This is a genomic window from Intrasporangium flavum, assembly GCF_001956915.1.
Classification (GTDB): domain Bacteria; phylum Actinomycetota; class Actinomycetes; order Actinomycetales; family Dermatophilaceae; genus Monashia; species Monashia flava.
Genome location: NZ_MLJO01000008.1, coordinates 97540 through 123269, shown reverse-complemented (window position 1 = coordinate 123269; position 25730 = coordinate 97540). Strand labels below are relative to the sequence as shown.

24 protein-coding genes and 1 pseudogene are annotated in these 25730 nt (G+C 74.1%); 17 read left to right on the top strand and 8 right to left on the bottom strand.

The annotated features are described in order from the left end of the window. Positions 1-3 precede the first annotated feature (3 nt). Positions 4-843, top strand: coding sequence for a DUF1028 domain-containing protein (locus BIV28_RS07195; protein ID WP_076260551.1), 840 nt, complete (start codon positions 4-6; stop codon positions 841-843). Positions 844-849: 6 nt separating this feature from the next. Here the strand turns inward: BIV28_RS07195 and BIV28_RS07190 are convergent, their stop codons facing one another. After that, positions 850-2946 carry a GTP-binding protein gene (locus tag BIV28_RS07190; protein ID WP_076260549.1) on the bottom strand — a complete coding sequence of 699 codons (2097 nt, stop codon included), beginning with the start codon at positions 2944-2946 and terminating at the stop codon, positions 850-852. Between the two features lie 332 nt (positions 2947-3278). On the opposite strand from BIV28_RS07190, the gene ftsH reads away from it, so the two are divergent. The 6 genes from ftsH to BIV28_RS07160 all read left to right on the top strand — a co-directional run bounded on the left by ftsH (position 3279) and on the right by BIV28_RS07160 (position 9380). Beyond that, positions 3279-5384 carry an ATP-dependent zinc metalloprotease FtsH gene (gene ftsH / locus BIV28_RS07185; protein ID WP_076260548.1) on the top strand — a complete coding sequence of 702 codons (2106 nt, stop codon included), beginning with the start codon at positions 3279-3281 and terminating at the stop codon, positions 5382-5384. A gap of 3 nt (positions 5385-5387) precedes the next feature. After that, positions 5388-5960 (top strand): GTP cyclohydrolase I FolE, encoded by a 573-nt coding sequence (folE, locus tag BIV28_RS07180; RefSeq protein ID WP_076260546.1) that lies wholly within the window; start codon positions 5388-5390, stop codon positions 5958-5960. Positions 5961-6034: 74 nt separating this feature from the next. Continuing rightward, positions 6035-6850, top strand: coding sequence for a dihydropteroate synthase (folP, locus tag BIV28_RS07175; RefSeq protein ID WP_083707134.1), 816 nt, complete (start codon positions 6035-6037; stop codon positions 6848-6850). Between the two features lie 49 nt (positions 6851-6899). Next, positions 6900-7787 carry a 2-amino-4-hydroxy-6-hydroxymethyldihydropteridine diphosphokinase gene (gene folK / locus BIV28_RS07170; protein WP_076260544.1) on the top strand — a complete coding sequence of 296 codons (888 nt, stop codon included), beginning with the start codon at positions 6900-6902 and terminating at the stop codon, positions 7785-7787. Continuing rightward, positions 7784-8275, top strand: a complete 492-nt coding sequence (locus BIV28_RS07165; protein WP_076260543.1) for a DUF3180 domain-containing protein — start codon at positions 7784-7786, stop codon at positions 8273-8275. The genes folK and BIV28_RS07165 overlap by 4 nt, the downstream gene beginning before the upstream one ends. Before the next feature lie 193 nt (positions 8276-8468). Then, positions 8469-9380, top strand: coding sequence for a hypothetical protein (locus tag BIV28_RS07160; RefSeq protein WP_076260541.1), 912 nt, complete (start codon positions 8469-8471; stop codon positions 9378-9380). 24 nt (positions 9381-9404) lie between these two features. Here the strand turns inward: BIV28_RS07160 and BIV28_RS07155 are convergent, their stop codons facing one another. Continuing rightward, the gene (locus BIV28_RS07155; RefSeq protein ID WP_207555827.1) at positions 9405-9665 is read right to left on the bottom strand and encodes a hypothetical protein; all 261 of its coding nucleotides are present in this window, start codon (positions 9663-9665) and stop codon (positions 9405-9407) included. Between the two features lie 8 nt (positions 9666-9673). Next, positions 9674-10876, bottom strand: coding sequence for an NADH-quinone oxidoreductase subunit D (locus BIV28_RS07150; protein ID WP_076260538.1), 1203 nt, complete (start codon positions 10874-10876; stop codon positions 9674-9676). Positions 10877-10994: 118 nt separating this feature from the next. On the opposite strand from BIV28_RS07150, the gene BIV28_RS07145 reads away from it, so the two are divergent. From BIV28_RS07145 to BIV28_RS07135, 3 genes are all read left to right on the top strand, one after another. Beyond that, positions 10995-12377 (top strand): MFS transporter, encoded by a 1383-nt coding sequence (locus BIV28_RS07145; RefSeq protein WP_083707120.1) that lies wholly within the window; start codon positions 10995-10997, stop codon positions 12375-12377. Continuing rightward, positions 12374-13579, top strand: a complete 1206-nt coding sequence (locus BIV28_RS07140) for a cytochrome P450 (RefSeq protein ID WP_076260537.1) — start codon at positions 12374-12376, stop codon at positions 13577-13579. The genes BIV28_RS07145 and BIV28_RS07140 overlap by 4 nt, the downstream gene beginning before the upstream one ends. Before the next feature lie 124 nt (positions 13580-13703). After that, a complete protein-coding gene (locus BIV28_RS07135; protein WP_076260535.1) occupies positions 13704-14090 on the top strand; it encodes a VOC family protein in 387 nt (128 codons plus the stop codon). Between the two features lie 7 nt (positions 14091-14097). Here the strand turns inward: BIV28_RS07135 and BIV28_RS07130 are convergent, their stop codons facing one another. Together BIV28_RS07130 and BIV28_RS07125 are read right to left on the bottom strand one after the other, a co-directional pair. Next, positions 14098-14661 carry a copper resistance CopC family protein gene (locus tag BIV28_RS07130; protein ID WP_076260534.1) on the bottom strand — a complete coding sequence of 188 codons (564 nt, stop codon included), beginning with the start codon at positions 14659-14661 and terminating at the stop codon, positions 14098-14100. Between the two features lie 5 nt (positions 14662-14666). Further along, positions 14667-15662, bottom strand: coding sequence for an SAM-dependent methyltransferase (locus BIV28_RS07125; RefSeq protein ID WP_207555826.1), 996 nt, complete (start codon positions 15660-15662; stop codon positions 14667-14669). A 31-nt stretch (positions 15663-15693) separates the two neighbouring features. Here BIV28_RS07125 and BIV28_RS07120 point away from each other — a divergent pair, with 31 nt between their 5' ends. The 5 genes from BIV28_RS07120 (at position 15694) to nadC (ending at position 20766) form a co-directional block, all read left to right on the top strand. Then, positions 15694-16605, top strand: a complete 912-nt coding sequence (locus BIV28_RS07120; protein ID WP_076260532.1) for a Rossmann-like and DUF2520 domain-containing protein — start codon at positions 15694-15696, stop codon at positions 16603-16605. Continuing rightward, positions 16602-17489 carry a pantoate--beta-alanine ligase gene (gene panC, locus BIV28_RS07115; RefSeq protein ID WP_076260531.1) on the top strand — a complete coding sequence of 296 codons (888 nt, stop codon included), beginning with the start codon at positions 16602-16604 and terminating at the stop codon, positions 17487-17489. Before BIV28_RS07120 ends, panC begins: the two co-directional genes overlap by 4 nt. A 74-nt stretch (positions 17490-17563) precedes the next feature. Continuing rightward, complete coding sequence (panD, locus tag BIV28_RS07110; RefSeq protein ID WP_076260529.1) at positions 17564-17998, top strand: aspartate 1-decarboxylase; 435 nt, start codon at positions 17564-17566, stop codon at positions 17996-17998. A 72-nt stretch (positions 17999-18070) separates the two neighbouring features. Next, positions 18071-19861, top strand: coding sequence for an L-aspartate oxidase (locus BIV28_RS07105; protein WP_083707119.1), 1791 nt, complete (start codon positions 18071-18073; stop codon positions 19859-19861). Further along, entirely contained in the window at positions 19858-20766 is a 909-nt protein-coding gene (gene nadC / locus BIV28_RS07100) for a carboxylating nicotinate-nucleotide diphosphorylase (RefSeq protein WP_423221532.1), read from the top strand. Before BIV28_RS07105 ends, nadC begins: the two co-directional genes overlap by 4 nt. 93 nt (positions 20767-20859) lie before the next feature. Here the strand turns inward: nadC and BIV28_RS07095 are convergent, their stop codons facing one another. The 3 genes and pseudogenes from BIV28_RS07095 to BIV28_RS07085 all read right to left on the bottom strand — a co-directional run. Then, complete coding sequence (locus tag BIV28_RS07095) at positions 20860-21849, bottom strand: type IV toxin-antitoxin system AbiEi family antitoxin domain-containing protein (RefSeq protein ID WP_076260527.1); 990 nt, start codon at positions 21847-21849, stop codon at positions 20860-20862. Between the two features lie 143 nt (positions 21850-21992). Further along, a complete protein-coding gene (locus BIV28_RS07090) occupies positions 21993-22682 on the bottom strand; it encodes a class I SAM-dependent methyltransferase (protein ID WP_076260525.1) in 690 nt (229 codons plus the stop codon). Between the two features lie 170 nt (positions 22683-22852). Then, positions 22853-23647 (bottom strand): annotated as a pseudogene (locus tag BIV28_RS07085) (DUF3109 family protein); the annotation flags it as partial. Between the two features lie 175 nt (positions 23648-23822). On the opposite strand from BIV28_RS07085, the gene BIV28_RS07080 reads away from it, so the two are divergent. Then, complete coding sequence (locus tag BIV28_RS07080) at positions 23823-25055, top strand: ankyrin repeat domain-containing protein (protein WP_076260524.1); 1233 nt, start codon at positions 23823-23825, stop codon at positions 25053-25055. 9 nt (positions 25056-25064) lie between these two features. Next, positions 25065-25724 (top strand): TetR/AcrR family transcriptional regulator, encoded by a 660-nt coding sequence (locus BIV28_RS07075; protein ID WP_076260522.1) that lies wholly within the window; start codon positions 25065-25067, stop codon positions 25722-25724. The last annotated feature ends 6 nt before the right edge of the window (positions 25725-25730 follow it).

The window sequence follows — 25730 nt, the reverse complement described above, 5'->3', positions numbered from 1 at the left end:
GCCGTGACCTTCTCGATCGTCGCCCGGCAGGGTGAGGCCTACGGCGTCGCCGTCGCGAGCAAGTTCCTCGCGGTCGGCGCCGTCGTGCCCGGCGCCCGCCTCGGCACCGGGGCCGTCGCCACGCAGTCCTACGCCCGAGTCGCCTACCTCGGCGAGCTGCTCGCGCGCCTCGGCACCGGTGAGGACGCCGCGTCGGCGCTCGAGGAGGCCACCGCCCTCGACGACGGCCGCGAGACGCGTCAGGTCGGGGTCGTCGGCGTCGCGAGCGCCGCGACGTTCACCGGCCGCGAGTGCAACCCGTGGGCCGGGGGCGTGGCGCGCGACGACGGCGACACCGCGTACGCGATCCAGGGCAACATCCTCACCGGCCCGGAGGTCGTCGAGGCGATGGAGCAGGCGTGGCACGCCTCCGCTGGGCAGGGCCTGGCGAGGCGGCTCCTCGCGGCGCTCGTCGCCGGCGACGCCGCGGGCGGGGACTCACGCGGCCGGCAGAGCGCGGCCGTCTACGCCGTCGAGCCCGGCACGGGCTACGACGCGTCCGGCGTGCTCGCCGACCTGCGCGTCGACGACCACGCCGACCCCGTCACCGAGCTCGGCCGCCTCCTCGACGAGTGGGAGATGTACTTCGGCCGGCCCGAGGGCGTCCAGGCGCTGACCGGGCCCCTCGGGGACGAGGTCGCCGACCGGCTCGCGCAGGCCGGGCACCCCGTCGGCGACGGCGGCGCGCCCGACCTGCCCACCGCCCTCGCCGACTGGGCCGGCAACGCCAACTACGAGGCCCGGCTCAGCCCCGACGGCATCGACCGGCGCGTGCTCGAGGCCCTCCGCGCCGCCACCGCCTGAGCCCGTTCACAGCTTGCCCGCCACCCGGAGCAGGTACTCGCGCCGGTGCAGCGGGTCGTGGTCGGTGCGCGGGCGCGAGGGTGGCGCGCCGGCCACCGGCCGGTAGCCGTCGAAGCCCGTGGCGAGGTCGCCGAGCCCGCTCGTGAGACCCGGCACCCGCTGCTGCAGCTCGTGCAGCCGCTCGGCCGGCACCTCGCCGCGCAGCCGCGTGACGTCGCCGAGCACCGTCGTGCCGTCCGGCGTCGCCCGCACGTGCGCGAGCATCGTCAGCGTCGCGCCGAGCACGTCGCTCGGCACCTCGAGGTCGAAGCGGTGGAACGGCTCCTCGACCGTCGTGCCCGCCAGGCGCAGCGCCTCCATGAGCACGAGCGGGGTGAGGCCCCGGAAGTCGCCCGCCGTGCTGCTCATCGACTTGTCGAACTTCTGGTGCATGTGGCTCTGCCGCGGGTAGTACCCCGAGTGCGTCATCGTCACGACGCAGTCGGTGACCGCCCAGCCGTGCAGCCCCTGGCCGAGCGTCGCGTGCACGGTCTCCTCGACCGCGGTGAAGAACGCCGGCGGCATCGAGCCGAGCTCGACCTCGAGGGCGAACCGGACGCCCGTGCCGGCCGGGGCGGCGTCGACGCGCAGGCCGACGGTGGCCAGGAACGGGTTGGGCGCGACGCCGATGAGCTCGTGCGCGGCCCCCGACCCGACGACGCGCTCGCGGCAGATGACGCTGGTCGTGCTGAAGGTGGCCGCGACGCCGTGCTCGGCCTCGAGCGTCGCGCCGATGACCTCCTTCTGCACCTCGCCGTAGAGCGACACGTGGGTCTCGCCGCGCAGCTCGTCGTGGCGCAGGTCGATGAGCGGGTCCTGCTCGGCCAGCCGCGTCAGGGCCGTGTGCAGCGCGGACCGGGCGTCGGGGTCGACCGGCTCGACCACGGTCTCGAGCGTCGGCGGCGAGAACTCGTGCACGAGCGGGCGGGCGACCCGGGCATCACCGACGAGGTCGCCGATGCGGGCCCGTTCGAGGCCGACGACCCGCGCGATGTGGCCCGCGGACACGCGCCCGGTGCGCCGGACCCCGCCCAACGCGTGGACGTCGAGCCCCGTGACCCGCTCCTCCCACGGCTCGTGGTCGTGGCCGGACTCCACCGCCCGCCCGTCGTGGACGAGGACGCGGTCGCGGACGGCGAGCGAGCCCGAGGTGACGTCGACGAGCGCGACCTTCTCGCCGGCCGGCCCGCGCTGGACGGCGAAGACCGTGCCGGCCAGGGGCGCGTCGGCATCGGGCGTGCCGGCCGGGAGGAGCCGGGGCAGGGCCGCCGCGAGATCCGCGACGCCGGCGCCGGTGATCGCCGACCCGACGAGCACCGGGCAGGCCCGCCCGGTGGCCGTCCGGGCGCCGAGCGCCGCCCGGAGCCGGGCCGCGTCGACCGTGTCCGGCCGGTCGAGCCAGTCGGCGACGAGGTCGTCGGGGTCCTCGTCTACGTCGGACAGTGCCTCGACGAGCCGTTCGGTGACGCGTCGGTCGTCAGATCGGGCGTCGTCGGACCGCGCCAGGCCGAGGGCCGCCAGCCCGTCCGGGACGACCGACGCGGCCCGCGCGCCCTCGTCGACGGGGCGTGACAGCAGCACGGGCGTCAAGCCGAGCCGGTCACGCACCTGGCGCAGCACGGTGTCGGTGCACGCGCCCGCTCGGTCGAGCTTGTTGACGAACAGGACCGTCGGGATGCGCAGGCGGCGCAACGCCCGCCAGAGGACGCGCGTCTGGGCCTGCACGCCCTCGACCGCCGACACGACGAGCACCGCGCCGTCGAGGACGGCGAGCGAGCGCTCGACCTCGGCGATGAAGTCGGAGTGGCCCGGGGTGTCGACGAGGTTGACCGTCAACGGCTGCGCCGGCGTGAGCGGGTCGGGCAGCTCGAACGAGACGACCGCCGCCTTGATCGTGATGCCGCGGGCGCGCTCGAGCGCGAGGGTGTCGGTGCGGGTGCTGCCGGCGTCGACGCTCCCGAGCTCGGCGATGACGCCGGCGTGCAGCAGGAGACGCTCGGTCAGGCTCGTCTTGCCCGCGTCAACGTGGGCGAGGATCCCGAGGTTGGTGGTGCGCGGGCGCACCGGTGAGGTGGGTGGGGTGTCCAAGGTGCTCCATGTCCGGTACGCAGGTGTGGGTGACCTGCTCGGGTGACATGAAGCAGCGGCGCATCCCGCTCTCCTCTCCTCGTGGTGCGTGCCTCCTGGCGCGCTCCCGCCCGGTCGGGCGGTGGCACCAGTCCAGCAACCGGCGACCGTGGGCGGCAACCGGTTTTGGCGCCGCCGCCCGAACGGGTACGGGCTGGTTGGTCAGGCACCGGCCGGATGCGGAACACTGGTAGTTCGCCGGACGTTGTGCCGGAGGACGAACTCACCGGACGAGCAGGAGGACCGGGGCTGCCCAGCCCCGCACGTACATGGACGCTAAGCGGATTCTGCGCACCCCACTGCTGTGGATCTTGGTCCTCATCAGCGCGCTCGTCTTCGGCATGATGTTCTCGCAGTCCGGCCCGCCACGGATCGACACCTCCGAGGCGATGAAGCAGATCACGAGCGGCAACGTCACGTCGGCCAAGCTCATCAACAACGAGCGGATGGAGCTGACGCTCGCCAAGCCGTACACGTCGCCCGACGGGTCGGTGAAGGACGCCACGTCGGTCTACGCCTACTACGTCGACGCCCGCGCGACCGACGTCGTCAAGGCGCTCGACGCCAAGGCCCCGCCGCAGGGCACCGACGACTACATCGAGCAGCAGAGCTGGTTCGGCTCGCTGCTGTTCTCGATCCTGCCGATCATCGTCATCCTCGCGATCTTCTGGTTCCTCATGGGCCAGATGCAGGGCGGCGGCAACCGCGTCATGCAGTTCGGCAAGTCGCGCGCCAAGCTGGCCACCAAGGACACCCCGAAGGTCACCTTCGCCGACGTCGCCGGCTGCGACGAGGCCATCGAGGAGCTCCAGGAGATCAAGGAGTTCCTCCAGGAACCGGCCAAGTTCCTCGCCGTCGGCGCCAAGATCCCCAAGGGCGTCCTGCTCTACGGCCAGCCCGGTACCGGCAAGACGCTCCTCGCGCGGGCCGTCGCCGGCGAGGCCGGGGTGCCGTTCTACTCGATCTCCGGTTCGGACTTCGTCGAGATGTTCGTCGGCGTCGGCGCCAGCCGCGTCCGCGACCTCTTCGAGCAGGCCAAGGCCAACGCGCCGGCCATCGTCTTCGTCGACGAGATCGACGCCGTCGGTCGCCACCGCGGCGCCGGCCTGGGCGGCGGCCACGACGAGCGCGAGCAGACGCTCAACCAGCTGCTCGTCGAGATGGACGGCTTCGACGTCAAGACCAACGTCATCCTCATCGCGGCGACCAACCGCCCCGACATCCTCGACCCGGCCCTGCTGCGCCCGGGCCGCTTCGACCGCCAGATCGCCGTCGACTCGCCCGACATGATCGGCCGCCACCGCATCCTCGAGGTGCACGCCCAGGGCAAGCCGATGGCCGGCGACGTCGACCTGCTCGCCGTCGCGCGCCGCACGCCCGGCTTCACCGGTGCCGACCTCGCCAACGTCCTCAACGAGGCCGCCCTGCTCACCGCGCGCAGCGACAAGAAGGTCATCGACAACGTCGCGCTCGACGAGGCCATCGACCGCGTCATCGCCGGCCCGCAGAAGCGCACCCGCATCATGTCGGCCAAGGAGCGCAAGATCACGGCCTACCACGAGGGCGGCCACGCCCTCGTCGCCGCGGCGCTCAACCACACCGACCCGGTGACCAAGGTGACGATCCTGCCGCGCGGCCGCGCCCTCGGCTACACGATGGTCATGCCCGTGGACGACAAGTATTCGACGACCCGCAACGAGATCCTCGACCAGCTCTCGTACGCCCTCGGCGGACGCGTCGCGGAGGAGATCGTCTTCCACGAGCCGACCACCGGTGCGAGCAACGACATCGAGAAGGCCACCGGCATGGCCCGCAAGATGATCACCGAGTTCGGCATGAGCGAGCGCATCGGTGCCATCAAGCTCGGCCAGTCCAACGGCGAGGTCTTCCTCGGCCGCGACATGGGCCACGAGCGCGACTACTCCGAGCGCGTCGCGAGCGTCGTCGACGAGGAGGTCCGCAAGCTCATCGAGGCGGCCCACGACGAGGCCTACGCGGCGATCAACCAGAACCGCGACGTCCTGGACCGCCTCGTCCTCGAGCTGCTCGAGAAGGAGACGCTCAACCAGGCCGAGCTCGCCGAGGTCTTCACGGCCGTCGTCCGGGTGCCCGAGCGCCCGACGTGGCTGTCCTCGCAGACGCGCGTGCCCGGCGACCGTCCGCCGGTCCTGACGCCCGCCGAGATCGCCGCCTCGCAGAACGGCTCGGGCCAGAACGGCCACCTCCCGCCGCCGGTCGCCCCCGACCGCGCGCTCGAGGAGAAGATCGACGAGGCCGCGTCCGTCGGTGCGCACCCGCTCGCCGAGGAGCACCCGGCCGAGGAGGTCATCGAGGTGCCGGACGACCGTCCGGTCAACCCCCACGAGAAGGGCTGACGGGTGGCGGTCGACCACGCGCGCGCCGAGGCCGCGGTCCGCGAGCTGCTGCTCGCCGTCGGTGAGGACCCCGAGCGCGAGGGCCTGCGCGACACGCCGGGCCGCGTCGCCCGGGCCTACGCCGAGATCTTCGCCGGACTCGACCAGACGGCCGAGTCGGTGCTCAGCACGACGTTCTCCATCGACCACCAAGAGCTCGTCATCGTCCGCGACATCGAGCTCTACAGCACGTGCGAGCACCACCTCGTGCCGTTCCACGGCGTGGCGCACATCGGCTACATCCCGGACAAGCACGGGCGGGTGACCGGCCTGTCGAAGCTGGCCCGGCTCGTCGAGGTGTTCGCCCGGCGCCCGCAGGTGCAGGAGCGGCTCACCTCGCAGATCGCCGACTCGCTCGTCGAGCACCTCGACGTGCAGGGCGTCATCGTCGTCATCCAGGCCGAGCACCTGTGCATGTCGATGCGCGGCATCCGCAAGCCGGGCGCCTCCACCCTCACCTCGGCCGTCCGCGGCCAGCTCCGCGACCCGGCCACTCGAGCGGAGGCCATGGCGCTCATGCTCGAGGGCAACAAGTGAGCGGACGCTACGCGGAGCCGGGAGCGGGCTCTCCCGCCGAGGAGCTGCTGGCCACCACCGAGCGCACCCTCGTCATGGGGGTCGTCAACGTCACGCCCGACTCCTTCTCCGACGGCGGCGAGTGGTTCGAGCCCGACGCGGCGATCGCGCACGGGCTCGAGGTGCTCGCGGCCGGCGCCGACGTCGTCGACGTCGGTGGCGAGTCGACGCGTCCGGGCGCCGAGCGTCCGTCCGTGGCCGAGGAGCTGCGCCGCGTCGTGCCCGTCATCGAGGCGCTGAGCGCCCGCGGTGCCGTCGTGTCGGTCGACACGATGCGGGCCGAGGTGGCCGCGGCCGCCGTCGAGGCCGGGGCCACGATCGTCAACGACGTCTCGGGCGGGCTCGCCGACCCCGAGATGGTGCCGCTCGTCGCGGCGGCCGGCTGGCCGTTCGTCGCGATGCACTGGCGCGGCCACAGCACCCAGATGCAGTCGCGGGCCGTGTACGGCAACGTCGTCGGCGAGGTGCTCGACGAGCTCTCGGCCCGCCGCGACGAGCTGCTCGAGGCCGGCATCGCACCCGAGCGGCTCGTGCTCGACCCGGGCCTCGGCTTCGCCAAGACGGCCGAGCACAACTGGGCCCTCATCGCGGCGCTGCCGGTGCTGCACGGCCTGGGCCACCCGATCCTGCTCGGCGCCTCGCGCAAGACCTTCCTGGGCCGGCTCGGTCGCGGCGCCGACGAGGCCCCGCGCCCCGCCGCCGAGCGCGACGTCGAGACCACCGCCACGTCGGTCATGGCCGCGATGGCGGGCCTGTGGTGCGTCCGGGTCCACGACGTCGCCTCCACCGTGCGGGCCCTGGCCGTCGTCCAGGCGGCCCTCGACCACGCCCCCGAGGACCTCGCCGACTGACCCGGCGACAGCCACCCACCCGATGAGAACGACGGAGGAGAACCGACCGATGCCCGACCGGATCGTGCTGCAGGGAGTGACGGCGCGCGGCCACCACGGAGTCCTCGCGAGCGAGAAGCGCGACGGCCAGACGTTCCTCGTCGACGTGACGATGATGCTCGACCTCGAGCCGGCCGGCCGCACCGATGCGCTCGGGGCCACGGTCAACTACGCCGAGGTGGCGGGCGACGTCGTCGCGCGCATCACCGGGCCCTCCTTCGACCTCATCGAACGCCTCGCCGAGGTCATCGCCGACGACGTGCTGCGCCACGACCTCGTCCACACCGTCGAGGTCGTCGTGCACAAGCCCGAGGCGCCGGTCGGCCACCCGTTCACCGACGTCCAGGTCAGGGTCACCCGCACCAACGCCGCCCAGGTCGTCATCGCGCTCGGCACCAACCTCGGCGACCGCGCCCACACCCTGACCGACGCCGTCGCGGCCCTCACGGCACTGCCCGGCATGACGGTCACCGGGGTGTCCGACATCGTCGCCACCGACCCGGTGGGCGGTCCCGACCAGCCCGAGTTCCTCAACGCCGTCGTCGTGGGCCGCTCCCTGCTGCACCCCACCGACCTGCTCGCCGAGCTGCACCGCATCGAGGCCGACCACGGTCGCACCCGCGACGTCCGCTGGGGCGCGCGGACCCTCGACCTCGACCTCGTCCAGTACGGGCGTCCCGGCGGCCACCGCGAGGTGGTGCGCGACGACGCGCGGCTCACCCTGCCGCACCCTCGCGCGCACGAGCGCGCCTTCGTCCTCGTGCCGTGGCTCGCGGTCGACCCCCGCGCCAGCCTGCGGGTCGGCGAGGGGCGCCACGGCATCCGGCCCGTCGAGGACCTCCTGGAGGGTCTCGACCGGTCCGGCGTCCGGCCCGGCCCCGCCTGGGAGCAGCTGTGAGACCGCACTCCGGCATCCGGGTCACCGCCCTGGTGCTGACCGGCCTCGTCGTCACGGTCCTGGCCTGGCTCGGGCTCCGTTCGGTGGCCGGCGGCGGCCGCGGCGTGCCCGACCCGGGGTGGATCGGCCTCGTCGCCATGCTCTTCCTCGGTGGCGGCCTCGTCGTCGCCGGCTGGCAGGTGCGCAAGGTCCGTGACGGCCTCGCCCAGCCGCACGTGACGCCGCTGCGCGCGGCCCGCACCCTCGTGCTCGGGCAGGCGGCCGCCCTCACCGGTGCCGCCCTCGTGGGCTGGTACGTCGCCAACGTGCTCGTCCTGCTGCCCGACGCCGACGTCCAGTCCCAGCGCGACCGCATCTGGCCGTTCGTCGCGCACGCGGTCGTGGCCGTCCTGCTCTCTGCCGCCGGGATGCTCGTGCAGCGCTGGTGCCGCCTGCGCCCCGGCGACGAGGACGACCACCCCGGCAACGGCCACGACCCCAAGGCCTGACCCGCTCTGCCAACCACCCTGCGTCAGTGCTCACTCTCGCTGAGCAGTGACGGAGGGCGCAGGCGGACCAGCGCCCGCTTCGAGGCATCAGCGCAACGGAACCACCCTGCTGTGGTGTCATCAGGACATGCAGTCACGGGGGAGTGGAGGCCACGGTCGCACGCACCGTGGGCGGGCGCGGTCACGCGCCGTCGTGGCGAGCCTCGCGGTCGCCGTCGTCGCGCTGGCGGGGTGCAGCGCGTCGTCCGGAGGCGCCGGCGCGGCGACGCCGCTCGAACGCGTCCGAGGGGTCGATGCCTCCGACGCGCCCAGCGCCGTCCCGTTCGAGCCGACGGCCAGCGCCGCCTTTCGCGCGCGGGCCCAACAGGCCGTCGACCGTCTGCGGGCCAGCGGTGCCGTGCGCGCCTACAGCGCCTCGCTGGCGCTGCTGTCCCCGCGCATCGTCGAGACGGGTTACCCCGACGACGCCACCAAGACCGCCTTCGGCTCGTACGCCTTCCGGGCAGGTCCCGACCTGTCCGGGGCAGCGCGGTCCGGTACGGTCACGCTCGTGCACGGGGGCACCCAGCCCGTCGACCTCATGAGTGCGCCCGACACGCTGGTGTGGGTGCTGAAGCACGGCATCGGCTGCGACGGCGACCCCGGCGGCCCGTGCCCGGTGGTGAACCGCGCCGACCTGGGCCGGGTGACGCTCGCGACGAGCCGCGGGCCGGCGTCGGTGCCGGTGTGGCGGTTCTGGGCCGACGGGCTGACGACGCCCTACCAGGTGGTCGCCGCGAGCGAGGCATCGCTGCCCGACCTGCCGCTGACCATGGTCTTCGACGACTACGACTACCACGTGCTGGGGGCCGCGTGGGCGCGCGGCCGCCCCGGCAATGGCGTCGAGGTGGCGGTCGAGCACGGCTCGTGCGACCTGCAGATCGTCTCGCACGTGCTCGAGACACCCGACCTCGTCGTCGTCGGCGGCTCGTCGCAGCCGTGGACCGGCGGCACCTGTCACGCGGCGGGCCACGCGACGCCGAGTCTCGTCCCGCTGTCGCGACCGCTGGGGACGCGCCCGGTCGTCGACGTGCAGACGGGACGGTTCCTCACCGAGACGATGTGAGGGTGCCGACCCGCGTCGGACGGGCTAACGGGCGGTGGTGAGCACCGGCGGCCTCGTCGACGTGGGCGAGACCGGCGTGATCGTCGAGGTTGTGGCGCTCGTGCGCGGCGGCCCGGGCGGGCCGTCGGGCGTCGTCGTGCGCGCCGGCCAGGGCGGCGGGATGGTGTCGACGGTGTCCTCGTCGGAGCACGCCGCGGCGAGCGTCACCGACGCCGTGATGACGGCGACGGCGGCCGCGCGCAGCCACATGTCGCGCCCGACGCGTCGTCCCGTCCCGGTTCCCACGGCGCCCCTCACTTGTCCACGTCGCCGACGACGAAGAACATCGAGCCGAGGATGGCGACCATGTCGGCGATGAGCTGGCCCGGCAGCATCTCGGTCAGCACCGAGACGTTGTTGAACGAGGCCGAGCGCAGCTTGAGCCGCCACGGCGTCTTCTCGCCGCGGGAGACGAGGTAGTAGCCGTTGAACCCGAGCGGGTTCTCGGTGGCGCAGTAGAGCTGGCCCTCGGGCACCTTGAGCACCTTGGGCAGCTTGACGTTGATCGGGCCCTGCGGCAGGGCGACGAGCCGGTCGAGGCACGCCTCGGCGAGGTCGAGCGACACGTGCACCTGCTCGAGGAGCACCTCGAGGCGGGCCAGGCAGTCACCGGCGGTGCGGGTGACGACGCGTCCGGGACCGCCATCGGCGAACAGCTCGCCGTAGGCGAGGTAGGGGGTGTCGCGGCGCAGGTCGACGTCGACGCCGCTGGCGCGCGCGATCGGCCCGGAGACGCCGTAGGCGAGGGCCGTCGCGCGGGCGAGCACCCCGACGCCGCGGGTGCGGCCCTCGAGGATCTCGTTGCCGACGACGAGCCGCTCGAGGGCGGGCAGGCGCCGCCGGACGCTCTCGACGGCGTGGCCGGCCCGGCCGAGCCAGCCGGCGGGGAGGTCCTCCTTGAGGCCGCCGACGCGGTTGAACATGAAGTGCATCCGCCCGCCCGACACCTCCTCCATCACGGCCTGCAGCTCCTCGCGCTCGCGGAACGCGTGGAAGACGGGCGTGATGGCGCCGAGCTCGAGCGGGTAGGAGCCGAGGAACATCAGGTGGTTGAGCACCCGGTTGAGCTCGGCGAGCAGGGTGCGCGCCCAGACGGCCCGTTCGGGCACCTCCATGCCGAGCATCTGCTCGACGCCGAGGACGACGCCGAGCTCGTTGGAGAACGCCGAGAGCCAGTCGTGGCGGTTGGCCAGCACGATGATCTGGCGGTAGTCGCGCACCTCGAAGAGCTTCTCGGCGCCGCGGTGCATGTAGCCGATCACGGGCTCGGCGGTGACGATGCGCTCGCCGTCGACGACGATGCGCAGCCGCAGGACGCCGTGCGTCGCGGGGTGCTGCGGACCGATGTTGAGGACCATGTCGGCGGTGGCGAGGCCACCGGCCCCGACGCCGACGGTCAGGGCCTGGCGGCGCGTCGGGGCCGTGGTCGTGCCGGGGGCGTCGGACGCGGGGGCCATGTGCCCGAGTATGCCGTGCCGTGCCGGGCACCGCCGCCGTGGGGCCGTCGCCGTCGACCGGACGGAGCCGGACGAAAAGGACGGGCCGGGTGTCGCCACCCTGTGGTCTGATGCTCCGATGCGCGACCGCGTCGCCCGACTTCTGCCGCCGAGCCCGCTCGCCCGCCGCCTCAGCGCGCAGTCGATCCTCTTCGCGGTCGGCGAGGGCGTCTTCCTCACCGGCAACGCGGTCTTCTTCACCCACATCGTCGGGCTGAGCGCCGCCCAGGTCGGCCTCGGCCTCACCATCGCCGGCGTCATCACCTTCTGCCTCGCGCTGCCGCTCGGCCGCCTCGCCGACCGGTTCGGGCCCAAGCGGGTCTGGGCGCTGGGCGCCCTGCTCGAGGCCCTCGTCTACCTCGCCTACCCGGTCATCCACGGCTTCGCCGCCTACGTCGCGGTCATCACCGTCATCGAGCTCATCGGCGCCGCCGCGGGCGCCGGTCGTGGTGCGTACACGCTCGACGTGTTCTCGCGGGAGGAGCGCGTCCGCTCGCTGGCCTTCATGCGCAGCGCCCTCAACATCGGCTTCACGCTCGGTGCCCTCCTCGGCGGCGTGGCCCTCGCCACGGGCAGCGACGCCGTCATCACGGCCGTGCCGCTGCTCACCGCGGCCATCCTCGCGGTCAACGCCCTGCTCATCACGCGGCTGCCCGATGCCGTCCAGGGCGGCGCCGGCACGGTCCCGCTCGAGGTCGAGGAGGCGCTCGAGCAGCCCGGGGCGGCCGAGGTCGCGGGCACGCCCGCCAGGGGCGGCACCGACGCGCCCGACGCGTCGGGACCCGGGGCACCGGCGTCGGCACCCACACCGGCGTCGGGGCGCGGTGGCGCCCTGCGCAACGTCGGGTTCCTGCTGACCAAGCTGTGCCAGGGCGTCCTGTCGACCAACCAGGTGCTGCTCAACGTCGTCATCCCGCTCTGGCTCGTCGAGGAGACCGACGCCCCACGGGTGCTGCTGGCCTGGCTCTTCGGCACCAACACCGTCCTGGCCGTGCTGCTGCAGGTCGCCGCCGCGCGCGGGGCCGACACGGTGCCGGGCGCCTTGCGCGCGAGCCGTGTGTCCGGGGCGTTCTTCGTCGCGTCGTGCGCCATCGTCGCCGTCACCCACGACACCGTCGGCTGGGTCACGGTCGTGCTCGTGTGGGTCGGGCACGTCACCGTCACCGGCGCCGAGCTGTTCCAGTCCGCCTCCGACTGGGGCCTGACGGCCGAGCTGTCCGACCCCGAGCGCCGCGGCGAGTACCAGGGCGCCGGCCGGCTCGGGCAGACCGTCGGCAACGTGTGGGCGCCCGCGGCCTACACCTACCTCGCGATGGAGTGGGGCGGTCCCGGCTGGGCGGTCATCGGCGGCATCGTCGTGCTCGCCGTCATCGGCATCCACCCCGCCGCCCGGATGGCCCAGCGCCACCTGGTGACCCCCACCTCCCGGGAGGCGCTGCCGTCGGGCACAGTGGCCTCGTGAGCCAGTCCCTCGACCTGTCCGCCGAGGCGTTCGTCGCCGACCCCTACCCGACGCTCGCGCAGCTGCGGTCGGTGGCCCCGATCGTCCGGCACGACGACCTCGGCCTGTGGCTCACGACGACCCACGCCGCCGCCAACGACGTGCTGCGCGACCGGCGCCTGGGCCGCATCTTCCGGCCGCGTGCGGCGTCCGACGACGACCCGTGGACGGTGTTCGACTGGCTGCACGCCGACTCCATCCTCGACTCCGAGCCGCCGAAGCACACCCGGCTGCGCCGCCTCGTCGCCGGCGCCTTCAACCGCGGGCACATCGAGCGGCTGCGCCCACGCGTCGAGCAGATCGCGGGCGAGCTGCTCAGCGGCCTGGAGGCGCGTCTCGACGCCGACGAGCGCGTCGACGTCATCGAGACCTACGCCGAGCCGCTGCCCGTCCTCGTCATCTGCGAGCTGCTCGGGGCACCGACCTCCGACTGGAAGCGCCTGCGCGACTGGTCGCAGGCCATCGTCCGGATGTACGAGGTGGCGCCGTCCGCGGAGGCGCAGGCCGAGGCCCAGCGCGCGTGCGCCGAATTCGCCGCCTACGTCGAGGCGCTCGCGGCCGAACGGGTCGAGCACCCGGGCGACGACCTGCTCACCGCGCTCGTCGAGGAGCGCGACGGCGGCGACCGGCTCTCGCGGCGCGAGCTCGTCGCCACGGTCGTGCTGCTGCTCAACGCCGGCCACGAGGCCAGCGTCAACGGCTTCGGCAACGGCCTGGCGTCCCTGCTGGCGGACCCGGAGCAGCTGGCGGCCGTGATCGACTCGCTCGACGATGACGCCGCGGTCGCCCGGCTCGTCGAGGAGATGCTGCGCCACGACTCGCCGCTGCACCTGTTCGAGCGCACCGCCACCGCCGACGTCGAGCTGCACGGCGTGACGATCCGCGAGGGGCAGAAGGTCGCGGCCCTGCTCGGCGCCGCCAACCGCGACCCGGCCGTCTTCACCGACCCCGACCGCTTCGACGCCGCCCGCGAGCCCAACCCGCACCTGGCCTTCGGCGCCGGCATCCACTTCTGCCTCGGCGCCCCGCTGGCCCGGATGGAGCTGCAGATCTCGGTGCGCGCGCTGCTCCGGCGGCTCGGCCCCGTCCGCGTCGTCGAGGAGCACCGGCGCCCGACGTTCGTCCTGCGCGGCTACGAGCGGCTCGTCCTCGAACGCGCCTAGAGCGCCCAGCGCGTCCGGCGCGTCGACTGGTTCTGACCGCCGGCGTCGCCTGATCGGCCGGGCACCGAGCCCCCGGCGGGCCGCCCGACGTGGTCGACTGGGGGGACCGACCGAGGAGGAGCCGATGAGCGAGCTGACCCCGTACATCTGCGTCGAGGACTCCCGCGCCGCGATCGAGTGGTACTCGCGGGTGCTCGGGGCACGCGTCACCGTCGAGCCGATCGTCATGGACGACGGCCGCGTCGGTCACTGCGAGCTCGACGTCGACGGCGCGCGGTGGATGATGTCCGACGCCTTCGACTCCGCGGGCGTCGCGCCACCCGAGCCGGGCCGCGGCAATCCGGTCTCGCTGCACCTCACGGTGGCCGACTGCGACGCCGTGGCCGCGTCGGCGGTGGACGCCGGGGCCGCCCTCGACCGGGGACCGGAGGACAACCCGGGGCTGGGCCGCGTGGCCGTCTTCCACGACCCGTTCGGGCACCGCTGGTTCGTGCACCAGCCGGAGGCCTGAGCGCCGGCTACGGGCGGTCGGCGTCCTTCGTCGGCCGGCTGCGCAGCACGAGGAAGCCGCCGACCCCGAGCAGCACGCAGGTGCCGACGATGGTGAGCAGGACCGGGACGAACACCGACGACGAGTCGTCGGCAGCCGGATCGGCCTGTCGCACGTGGACGCTCGGCCCCGCGGTGGCGGTCGACCCGTCGAGCCCGACCATCGCGTGGAAGGAGAAGGAGCCGGTCACCGGGTGCCCGTCGTCGGAGGTGACGCGGTAGGTGACCGTGTAGTCGCCGCCGGGGGCGGTCGCCGCGAGCTTCTGGCGCACGATCGAGCCCTCGATGGTCGGGCTGCCCTCGGCCACGTTGCCCGTCGGACCGGTGACCACGATCTGCGTGCCGACGGCGAGCGGCGCCTCGGCGAAGGAGAGCTCGACGGCGTCCGGCAGGGTGTTGACGGCGGCGCCGTCGGAGGGGTTGCTGCGCTCGAGGACGTCGTGGGCCGAGGCGACGGTCGGCGCCCCGACGATGCCGAGGACGACCCCGGCGGCGAGTCCCAGGGCGAGCAGGAGTGAGGGCACACGACGCATGCCGATCAGCGTACGTCGCCGTCGCGGACCCGCTTCACCGCCCACCGGAACCCACCGAAGCCGGCGGGGTCGACGAGCCTCGCCTCCGCCCCCGTGCGCTCGAGGGCGGCGAGGTAGCCGAGCGGGTCCTGGGTCGCGAGCGCGTGCGGCGGGACGGTCGCCGTGACGCCGAGCCGGCGCAGGGCCTCGCGTTGGGTGGGCGTCTCGTCGGCGTCGAGGGTGTCGACGGCGACGTGCGCCGTGACGTCGCACGAGCCGTCGGGCACCGGCGCCGTCAGGTGGCCGGACGCGTAGCCGACGAGCGTGCCGTGCGTTGGCCGGGCGCCGCGGGTGTGGGCGTAGTCGACGGCGACCAGGGTGCCCGAGCGGACCCGTGCGACCAGCCCGGCCCAGGCGAGGTCGCGGTCGCGGCCCACCTCGACCCGGTCGCCCCGCGCCGACGCCGGCCAGTGCTCGAGGGCCCAGTCGAGGTCGGGTCCGCCGAGCGGGTCGCCGAGGCGCTCCTGCCCGGTCGCTGGATCGACGAGGACGACGCGCAGCACGCCGGACGCGTCGACCTCGGCCACCGTGCACGGCACGACGTCGAGCCACTCGTGCGCGACGACGAGGCAGTCCTCGAGGTCGTCGAGCCCCGGCGGGAGCTCGGCGCCGCCGGGGGAGCGGACCCACTCGATGCGCTCGTCGAGGCCGGCCGGCCGGTCGACGACGTCGACGGCCACGACACGCACCGACGACCCCTCATCGGACGCGTCGGACGCGTCGGTCTCGTCGAGGGCCGCGCGCAGCTGCGCCGCGAGCTCGCCGCGCCCCGCGCCGACGTCGACGACGAGCCGCACGGGATGCTGCGGCAGGGCGAGCAGGGCCCGCGCGAGCGCGGCTCCCGGGGGCCCGTGCGTCGCGGTCGTGAAGTGCTCGGCCGGGCCGCCCCCGGACACGTAGAACCCGCGTCCGGGCGCATACAGCGCCGCGTGCCAGGCCTCGCGCCACGGAAGGGCATCCACGGCGCCCGACTGTAGGCGATACCGTGCGCGGGTGAGCAGCCCCACCGGCGACCCCCACGAGCGACCCGCCCGTTTCGACGTCGGCGTGGTCGGTGCCGGACGCGTCGGAGCCGTGCTCGGCGCGGCCCTCGCGCGGGCCGGGCACCACGTCACCGGCGTCTCGGCCGTCAGCGAGGCGAGCCTCGAGCGCGCCGAGCGGATGCTGCCGGGCGTGCCGGTCAAGCCGATCCCCGACGTCGTCGCCGGCGCGCACCTCGTCGTGCTCGCGGTGCCCGACGACGCGCTGGCCGACCTCGTCGCGGGCCTGAGCGCCACGCGCACCTTCACGCCGGGCCAGCTCGTCGTGCACACCTCGGGAGCCCACGGCATCGGCGTCTTCGAGACCGCCCTCGACAGCGAGATCGTGCCCCTCGCGCTGCACCCGGCGATGACCTTCACCGGCACCCACGTCGACCTCGAGCGCCTCCACGACTGCTGCTTCGGCGTCACCACCTACGACGCCGCGCGACCGGTCGGCGAGGCGCTCGTCATCGAGATGGGTGGCGACCCGGTCTGGGTGCCCGAGCAGGAGCGCGTCACCTACCACGCCGCCCTGGCGCACGGGGCCAACCACCTCGTCACCCTCGTCGCGCAGTCGATGCAGCTGCTCGCCGAGGCCGGCATCGAGGACCCGGCCCGCGTGCTCGAGCCGCTCCTGTCCGCGGCGCTGGGCAACACCCTCCAGCTGGGTGATGCTGCCCTCACCGGGCCGGTGGCGCGCGGCGATGCCGGTACCGTGGCCGGGCACGTCGCGATGCTGCGCACGGTGGCCCCGGACATCCACCCGACCTACCTGGCGCTGGCGCGCGCGACGGCGCAGCGGGCCCTGCTCAGCGGCCGCCTCCGGGCGGACGTCGCGGACCCCCTGCTCCACCTGCTGGCCCGCGAGGAGGACCGACCGTGACCCAGACCCCCGTCGTCGCGCGCACGCGTGACGAGCTGCGTGAGGCCCGGGCCCGTCTCGACGACGGCGACGTCGCCGTCGTCATGACGATGGGCGCGCTCCACGACGGCCACGCGACGCTGATCCGGCGCGCCCGCGAGACCCACGCGCACGTCGTCGTGACGATCTTCCTCAACCCGCTGCAGTTCGGGCCCAAGGAGGACCTCTCGCGCTACCCGCGCACCTTCGACGCCGACCTGCAGATCTGCACCGACGCCGGGGTCGACCTCGTCTTCGCCCCGACGCCCGATGTCATCTACCCCGACGGCGACCCCGGCGTGCGCATGTCGGCGGGACCGCTCGGCGACGTCCTCGAGGGCCAGGCCCGGCCCGGCCACTTCGACGGCATGCTGACGGTCGTCGCCAAGCTCATGCACCTGACGCGCTGCACGTCGGCGTACTTCGGGCAGAAGGACGCCCAGCAGCTGCTGCTCATCCGCCGGATGGTCCGCGACCTCGACTTCCCGGTCAACGTCGTGTCGGTCCCGACGGTGCGCGAGGCCGACGGCCTGGCGATGTCGAGCCGCAACACCTACCTGACACCGTCCGACCGCGAGACCGCGCTGTGCCTGTCGGCGGCGCTGCGGGCCGGGGCCGACGCCGCCACCGAGGGGCCCTCGGCGGTACGGCGCGCGGCCCGCGCGGTGCTCGTGCGCGAGCCGCTCGCCCTCGTCGACTACCTCGTGCTCGTGCACCCGGACACCCTCGAGGACGTGCCCGAGTGGTACCGCGGCGAGGCCCTGCTCGCCGTCGCCGGCCGCGTCGGCACGACGCGCCTCATCGACAACCTCCCCGTGCGCGTCGGCCCCGGCGGCGGCGCGCTCGAGGTCTTCTCCCAGCCCTGACGCGTCCGTCTCCGGCCCGCAGGCCGGTCGGCGGTCGTTCGACCGAATCCCCCTCTCCCAAGGACAGATCCACCGTGCAGCGCTTCATGCTCCATTCGAAGATCCATCGCGCCACCGTGACCCAGGCCGACCTGCACTACGTCGGCTCGCTCACCATCGACCGCGACCTCCTCGACGCGGCCGACCTATGGCCCGGCCAGCAGGTCGACGTCGTCGACGTCGACAACGGCAACCGCCTCACGACGTACGCCATCGAGGGCGAGCGCGGCAGCGGCATCGTCTGCATCAACGGCGCTGCGGCGCGGCTCATCTCGCCCGGCGACACCGTCATCATCATCGCCTACGCCGCGATGGACGACGCCGAGGCGCGGACCTTCGAGCCGAACGTCGTCTTCGTCGACCGCGACAACCGCATCGTCGAGACGGGCCACGACCCGGGCGACGTCCCGGACGGCTTCGGCCTGCTGACCTCCGCGGTCACGGAACGGGACCACGCCCACCAGGGCTGAGCCGTCGGCATACGGTATGGGGCACGGCCCCACCACCGGGGCCCCGGCCGACGTCCCAGCGAGAAGGTGCTCATGAACGACAGCGGCATCACGATCCCGCGGCGGCTGCGCGCGCCCGAGCCGGGCTGGACCGCCACGGCCGACGTCATCGTCGTCGGCAGCGGCATCGCCGGGCTGACCACCGCGCTGCGGCTGCGGCGCCGCGTGGACCGCGTCCTGCTCGTGACGAAGACCGTCCTCGACGAGGGCTCGACCGCGTGGGCCCAGGGCGGCATCGCCGCGGTCATGTCGCCCGAGGACAGCCCGGCCGAGCACATCCACGACACCCTCGTGGCCGGCGTCGGGCTGTGCGATGTCGACGCCGTGCGCACCCTCGTCACCGAGGGCACCGACGCGGTGTGGGACCTCATCGCCCTCGGTGCCGACTTCGACCGCGGCGAGGCCGGCGACCTGTCCCTGACCCGCGAGGGCGGCCACCACCGCGACCGCATCCTGCACGCCGGCGGCGACGCGACCGGCCGCGAGATCAGCCGCGCCCTCATCGCGGCCCTCGACCGGGTCCGTGACGACCCCGGCATCGAGGTCATCGAGCACGCCCTCGTCGTCGACCTGCTCACCGACGCCGACCGGCGCGTCTGCGGCGTGACGCTCCACGTCATCGGCGAGGGCCAGGTCGACGGCGTCGGGGCGGCGCACGCCCGGGCCGTCGTGCTCGCGACCGGTGGCCTCGGCCAGATCTACGCCTCGACGACCAACCCGTCCGTCGCGACCGGCGACGGCATGGCCGCCGCCCTGCGCGCCGGCGCCGTGATCGCCGACCTCGAGTTCGTCCAGTTCCACCCGACGGTGCTGTGGCTCGGCGAGGGCTCGCGCGGCCAGCAGCCGCTCATCTCCGAGGCCGTCCGCGGCGAGGGGGCCTTCCTCGTCGACGAGGCGGGGGAGCGGTTCATGCAGGGCCAGCACCCGCTCGCCGACCTCGCCCCGCGCGACGTCGTGGCCCGCGCGATCATCCGCCGGATGCGCGAGACCGGCACCGACCACGTGTACCTCGACTGCCGCCACCTCGGTGCAGAGTTCCTCGAGCAGCGCTTCCCCTCGATCGTCGCCCGGTGCCGCGAGCTCGGCTTCGACCCGGCCACCCAGCTGCTGCCGGTCGCGCCGGCCCAGCACTACGCGTCCGGGGGCGTGCGCACCGACCTGCACGGGCGCACCTCGCTCGAGGGGCTGTACGCGTGCGGCGAGACCTCGTGCACCGGCGTGCACGGGGCCAACCGCCTGGCGTCCAACTCGCTGCTCGAGGGCCTCGTCTTCGCCCGCCGGATCGCCGACGACCTCACCGCGCGCCTCGGTGCGGGTGAGCTGCCGCCGACGGCGCCGGTGCAGGGTGGGGACGGCGACGGCGCCGTGCCGCCCGAGCTCGTCCGCGGCAAGCGGCGCCTCGACGTGCAGCGGGCGATGACGGCGGGGGCCGGCACGGTCCGGTCGGCGGCCTCGCTCGCGGCCACCGAGGAGGCGCTCGCGGCGATCTCGGCCCGTGCCGTGGACGACACCGACCGGCAGGGCGGCCCAAAGAGCTGGGAGACGACGAACCTCGTGCACCTCGGCCGGGCCCTGACCCACGCGGCAGCGCTGCGCGAGGAGACCCGGGGCGGGCACGTCCGCGAGGACTTCCCGGCGCGCGACGACGAGCGCTTCCTGCACCACGTGCACCTGACGCGCGAGGGGTCCGGCCGGCTCGTGGCGACCATCGTCCCGGTGCCGCGCAGCAACCTCGACGGCCTCGACCTCGACGCCGGTGTCGCGGACCGCGCCGCCGACGAGCCTGTGGCACAGACCGATCCACGACCTGAGGAGACCCGGTGACCCACCAGCCCGCCGCAGCGACGGCGTCCGACGGCCTGAGCGGCTTCCCCGAGGAGTGGGCCCGACGCGTCGTCGCGGTCGCCCTCGAGGAGGACCTCGGCCCGCAGGGTCTTGACGTCACGACGCTGGCCACGATCCCGGCCGAGCAGGAGCGCGTCGCCGAGGTCGTCGCCCGGGCACCGGGCGTCGTAGCCGGCGTGCCCGTCGTCGGGCTGGTGCTCGCGGCGGTGGCCGAACGGCTCGACCTCCCGACGCCCACCGTCGAGGTGCTCGCCGACGACGGCACCCGCGTCGTGCGCGGCGACGTCATCGCCCGCGTCTCCGGCCGCACCCAGGTGATCCTCGTGGCTGAGCGCACCGTGCTGAACATCGTCAGCCGCCTGTCCGGTGTCGCGAGCCACACGCGTCGGTGGGCCGACGCCCTCGAGGGCACGACGACGCTGGTCCTCGACACCCGCAAGACGACGCCCGGGCTGCGCTGGCTCGAGAAGTACGCGGTGCGGTGCGGCGGCGGCACGAACAAGCGCATGGGCCTCTACGACGTCGCGATGATCAAGGACAACCACAAGCTCGCTGCGGGTTCGGTGGCCGCGGCCTACGCCCTCGTGCGCGAGCGCTTCCCCGACGTCGACGTGCAGGTCGAGGTAACCACCCCGGCCGAGGCCCAGGAGGCCTACGACGCCGGCGCGCGGTTCGTCATGTGCGACAACATGACGGTACCGGTGCTGGCCGAGACGGTCGCCCTGCTGCGCGCCGCCGGCGAGCCGGTGGAGATCGAGGCCACCGGCGGCATGACCCTCGAGGTGGCCCGCGAGTACGCCGAGACCGGCGTCGACTTCATCTCCGTCGGCGGCCTGACCCACTCCTCGCCGATCGTCGACATCGCCCTCGACCTCGTCGACTGACCTCGTTCGGCGCGACGGCCGGGCTGATCTCGCCGGTGTGGTGCGTGGTTCGCGGCGCCATGACCCCCACGACCACGCACGGGAGTCGCCTCGTCAGGCGGCCCTTTCGTCGACCAGACACCCGACGCCGCAGCGGCGAGGCCGGCCCGGCCAGCCCCGGGCGCGGAAGATCTCGGCGAGGTCGGCTGCAAACGCGCACGGCGTGACGGCGATGTCGGGCCAGCCGCCTCGGACGGTGAGCAGCCCACCGGTCGCTGCCTTGCGATCCCTGACGTTGGCCCGCTGCTGTCCCGTCCATCCGACGTGACCCAGTCGGCCGTCGATCTCCACGAGAACCCGGACCTCGCGGTAGGCGGAGTCACGCGAGCGCGCGCCTGGGGCGGGTAGCTGCCGGATGCCGGTCGGCAGCCCGTGGGCCTGTTCCACGTCACGGACGTAACGGACCTCTGCGGCGCTCTCGGCGCCCTCGCCGATGAGACCGAGGGCCTCGGCGAGGATCCGGCGATGGGGTTGGGTGGGGCGTCCCAGCAGCGCCTCGCCGAGCTCGGCCTCGGTGGCGAGCCGCAGCTGGCACACCTTGGCCAGCAGGGCGATGGCCCGGTCCGGACCGTGACCGAGCGCGAGATCCAAGGCCGTGTGCGGCGCTGTCGTCCGAGGTGGCCAGGCGGTCGGGTGCACCCGTGTCGAGAAGTGTCGACTCCGCCTGACCAGGACACCGGGCAGGTCCTGACCGCTGCGACCCAGCGGGACAAGGACTTCCACGGCACGAGAGGGCACGCCGTCGCCATCAGAACGCATCGTGAGGCCCCAGGCCTCGCCCGCGCTCGTTCCGGTGAGGCAGCTCGGTGGGCCGACCGCGAGGAGGGCACCGACGACCCGGACGTCCCAGTCCCGGCGGCCCGGCGTCGTCAGGTAGACGCCCCGGTGCACCTGGAGCCAGCGTCCAGTCGTGGTGCGCCACTTGATCGCGTCCGGGCTCCAACCCGCGCCGAGCAGTTGACGGCGCGTCACGAGCCCGGCCTGCCCCGTGATGCGCGCCGCCAGGACCCTGTCCGAGAGTCGAGTCTGCGGCGCTGCACCCATAGCGCCAGTCTGTGTCGGCCGCGGATCCGGCCTCGTTCGCCATCCACAGGGACAATTAGGTCGAGCCGACCCGTGCGTGGTTGCGGGTGCCATGACGCCCTTGATCGCGCACGCAGTGCCTGGCGTGGCAGGTCGGGGACGCGTCAGTAGCGGCGGTACCAGAGGTTGACGGCGTAGTCGACGCCGGTGGCGTCGGGGTGCTCGGCCAGGATGAGGTCGGCGTGCTCGGGGGCGAACTCGATGCCGACGACCGCCTCGAAGTCCTCGCGGGAGTCGAGGTCCCACCGGATGTCGAGGCGCTCGCGCGACCAGCCCTGCCGTTCCCAGAACCGCTCGACGGCCCGGGGGTCGTAGCTCGGCAGGGCGCGCCGGAACCACGTGCCGAACGTCGAGCGCGTCGCGTCGTTGTCGATGACGAATGCCGCGCCGCCCGGCCGCACGACCCGGTCGAGCTCGGCCAGGCCCGGCTCGCAGCCGGGCCCGAAGAAGTAGGACCACCGCGCGTGCGCGACGTCGAACGAGGCGTCGGGGACGCCGATGGCGGCTGCGCCCTCCTCGCGGACCGAGGCGTTCGGCAGGCCCGAGACCCGTTCTGCCGCAAGGGCGGCCAGCGGTGGGTGCGGTTCGACCCCGACGGCCGAACGGGCCGTGGTGGCGAACATCGGCAGGTGGAAGCCCGTGCCGCAGCCGATGTCGACGACGTCGCCGCCCGACCAGTCGAGCACCGAGCGCATCGCCGCCTCGATGACGTGGTCGCGGTCGACGCCGAGGTTCTCGACCTCGTAGACGTCGGGGCTCTCCCAGATGTTGGGGGAGGGGATGACCTCGCTCACCGCGAGCCCCGGGTGCGCTTGCGCGACCGGCCGGAGCGGGCCGGCGCCCGGCCCGGGACGGACGGGCGGGCCGTGCCCCCGGGAGCCGCGCCCGACGCGTCCGGCGGACCGCTCGTGCCGGCGGCGGGGGTCGAGCCGTTGGCCGACGGACGCGGCGCGGGCCGCAGGCGCCCGCCCTGGGCGTCGAGCGTGGCCGGGTGGACGAGCAGCGGCAGCAGCTTGCGGACGCCGCGGGCCCGGACGGCCTTGACCTGGGCCAGGTGGGCCTCGGCCCGGATGACGAGCTCGGCGTAGGCCTCGGGCCCCATCAGCTCGACGAGCTCGGCCTCGTTGGAGCGGTACACCGGCTCGCGGCCGACGTGCGCCTCGGGGTTGCCCGAGCAGTACCAGTCGAGGTCGTGGCCACCGGGACCCCAGCCGCGACGGTCGTACTCGGTGATCGTCACCTCGAGGTAGCTGCTGTCGTCGGGCAGCTCGACGGTGCGGAAGGTGCGGCGGATCGGCAGCTGCCAGCAGACGTCGGGCTTGAGCGTGTGGGGCTGGACGCCGGTGAGCACGGCGTGCTGGTGCAGCGCGCAGCCGGCGCCGGCCGGGAAGCCCGGACGGTTGAGGAAGATGCAGGCGCCGTCCACGACCTTGGTCTTGCGGGCGCCGTCCTCCTTCTCGGTCCAGTCGTCCTTGCTGCCGGTGGCCGTGCCGACGGAGTGGTACTGCCACTCGTCCTCGCCGAGGTCCTCGACGGCGCGCTGGACGCGCTTCCAGTCGTCCTTCTCGGTGAAGTGGGCCCCGAGCGTGCAGCAGCCGTCGTCGGGCCGGTCGGCGTAGATGCCGTGGCAGCCGGACCCGAAGATGCACGTCCAGCTGCTCGTGAGCCACGTGAGGTCCAGACGGAAGCGCTGGTTGGCGTCCGCCGGATCGGTGAACTCCACCCAGACGCGAGGCAGGTCAAGGGGTGCTTCGGCCACCGGCACACCTTATGCCGCGCACCCGGGGATTCCCACGACTAGTCTGGCCAGTGGGCGTCCAGGTCGCCTCCGGTGCGCGGGAAGGGGCTCAGCCTCCCTGGGGCTGGCACCTGCACCACGCCGCTGACCTCCTTTCGGCCCGACGCGCACCCCGGGCTCACGAGAGGAGGCCGTCATGGCCCTGTCCCTGCCCGCCAACCCCGACCTCGAGCGGTTCCGCCGCGACGCGCGGGCCCTCCAGAGGGCCGTCCGTTCCGCCCGTCCCGACGCCGTCGATCACGTCGCGCGGCTCCATCCCTCGGGCGCGCCGGACGATCCGACGACCTTCGCCCTGGCCGACGCCCAGCTGGTCCTGGCCCGCACGTACGGGTTCGCGAGCTGGCCCCGCCTCCGGGCCTACCTGCGCGTGGCCGCGCCGCTGACCCGCGACCCGGGCGCCCTCGACCCGACGACCGCGGCCGGGGGAGAGGGCCCGCACCCGGACGGATCGCCTTCTGCCGTGGCGGCGCTCGCGTGCCTGACCTACTCCGGGGACGACGAGCCCGACCGCTGGGCACGGGCCGCCCGGATGCTCGACGCCGACCCGAGCCTGGTGGCGCGTGGCGTCGTCGTCGCGGCCGTCGCCGGTGACCCGGACGCGCTGCGCACCCACCTCGCCGCGGACCCCGCTGCCGCCACCCGTGAAGACGGGCCCTTCCGGTGGCCGCCGCTGCTCTACCTCGTGTACTCCCGTGTGCCGCAACGTGATCCGGTCGCAGCCGCGCGCCTGCTGCTCGACGCCGAGGCCGACCCGGACAGCGGCTACCTGTGGCAGGGGCTGCCGACGCCGTTCACCGCGCTGACGGGGGTCCTCGGCGAGGGCGAGTCCGGTCCGGCCCGCCAGCCGCGCCACCCGCAGTGGCGCGCGCTCGCCGGGCTGCTGCTCGACCGCGGCGCCGACCCGAACGACCGGCAGGCGCTCTACAACCGGATGTTCGGCCGCGACGACTCCCACCTCGAGCTGCTCCTGGCGCGCGGGCTCGGCCGCCCGGCTTCCGAGGTGTGGACGCGTCGTCTCGGCGTGACAGCCGAGACGGTCGAGGAGATGCTGGCCCGGCAGGTCGCCTGGGCCCGTGACCACGGGTTCGCGGGCCGTCTCGACCTGTTCGTGGCCCACGGCCTCGCCGACCCGTCGGTGGCGACGGACCTCCCTCCGGTCCGCGTGCCCGCGGGCCGCACGGCCCTGCACGAGGCCGCGTTCATGGACGACGTCGAGCAGGTGCGTGCCCTGCTGTCCGCCGGGGCCGACCCGGAGGCCCGCGACGCCGTGCACGGCACGCGTCCGTACGAGTGGGCGAGGTGGGCCCGCGCCGACGAGGCGGCCGCCGTGCTGCGCGAGGTGACGACCGGCGTCGCCGACGCGGACTAGCGTGGACGCATGACACCGAGGGCCGAGGGCGCGGCGTCCACGCGCGGCCGCGGGCGGCGTCCGGGCGGCGTCGACACGCGGGCCGCGATCGTCGACGCAGCGCGTCGGTCGTTCGCCACGCACGGCTACGACAAGGCGAGCCTGCGCGGGATCGCCCGCGAGGCCGGCGTCGACCCGGCCCTCGTGCACCACTACTTCGACGGCAAGCCGGCGCTCTTCGCCGAGACCCTGTCGATGCCGGTCGACCCGTCCCGCCTCGTCGAGCGCATCGTCGCCGGCGGGCCCGAGGGCGTCGGGCGCCGTGTCATCGAGACCTTCCTGTCGGTGTGGGAGCCGGGCGAGCGGCGCGACGCGCTCGTGGCGCTCGTGCGCTCGGCGATGACGAGCGAGGACGCCGCCCGGGTGCTGCGCGAGTTCCTCGGCCGGGAGGTCTTCGGCCGGGTCGCCGGGGCGTTCGGCTCGCCCGACGTGCAGCTGCGGGGCGGGCTCGTGGCCTCGCAGATCGTCGGGCTCGTCGTCATGCGCTACGTGCTCCGGATGCCCGGGATCGCCGAGGCGAGCCCGGAGGAGCTCGTCGAGCGGCTGGCCCCGGTCATCGAGCACCACCTGCTCGCCCCCGCGCCGGCGGTCGTGGCCGAGGGCGTTTACACGACGGGTCCCGCGGAGTAGATTTCA

What these genes read in the sequence shown, in the direction of transcription:
- BIV28_RS07075 (WP_076260522.1), top strand. Translation starts at nt 25,065, where the DNA reads ATGACACCGAGGGCCGAGGGCGCGGCGTCCACGCGCGGCCGCGGGCGG.
- BIV28_RS07105 (WP_083707119.1), top strand. Translation starts at nt 18,071, where the DNA reads ATGAACGACAGCGGCATCACGATCCCGCGGCGGCTGCGCGCGCCCGAG.
- folK (WP_076260544.1), top strand. Translation starts at nt 6,900, where the DNA reads ATGCCCGACCGGATCGTGCTGCAGGGAGTGACGGCGCGCGGCCACCAC.
- BIV28_RS07130 (WP_076260534.1), bottom strand. Translation starts at nt 14,661, where the DNA reads ATGCGTCGTGTGCCCTCACTCCTGCTCGCCCTGGGACTCGCCGCCGGG.
- folP (WP_083707134.1), top strand. Translation starts at nt 6,035, where the DNA reads ATGGGGGTCGTCAACGTCACGCCCGACTCCTTCTCCGACGGCGGCGAG.
- BIV28_RS07080 (WP_076260524.1), top strand. Translation starts at nt 23,823, where the DNA reads ATGGCCCTGTCCCTGCCCGCCAACCCCGACCTCGAGCGGTTCCGCCGC.
- BIV28_RS07135 (WP_076260535.1), top strand. Translation starts at nt 13,704, where the DNA reads ATGAGCGAGCTGACCCCGTACATCTGCGTCGAGGACTCCCGCGCCGCG.
- BIV28_RS07145 (WP_083707120.1), top strand. Translation starts at nt 10,995, where the DNA reads ATGCGCGACCGCGTCGCCCGACTTCTGCCGCCGAGCCCGCTCGCCCGC.
- BIV28_RS07095 (WP_076260527.1), bottom strand. Translation starts at nt 21,849, where the DNA reads ATGGGTGCAGCGCCGCAGACTCGACTCTCGGACAGGGTCCTGGCGGCG.
- ftsH (WP_076260548.1), top strand. Translation starts at nt 3,279, where the DNA reads ATGGACGCTAAGCGGATTCTGCGCACCCCACTGCTGTGGATCTTGGTC.
- BIV28_RS07150 (WP_076260538.1), bottom strand. Translation starts at nt 10,876, where the DNA reads ATGGCCCCCGCGTCCGACGCCCCCGGCACGACCACGGCCCCGACGCGC.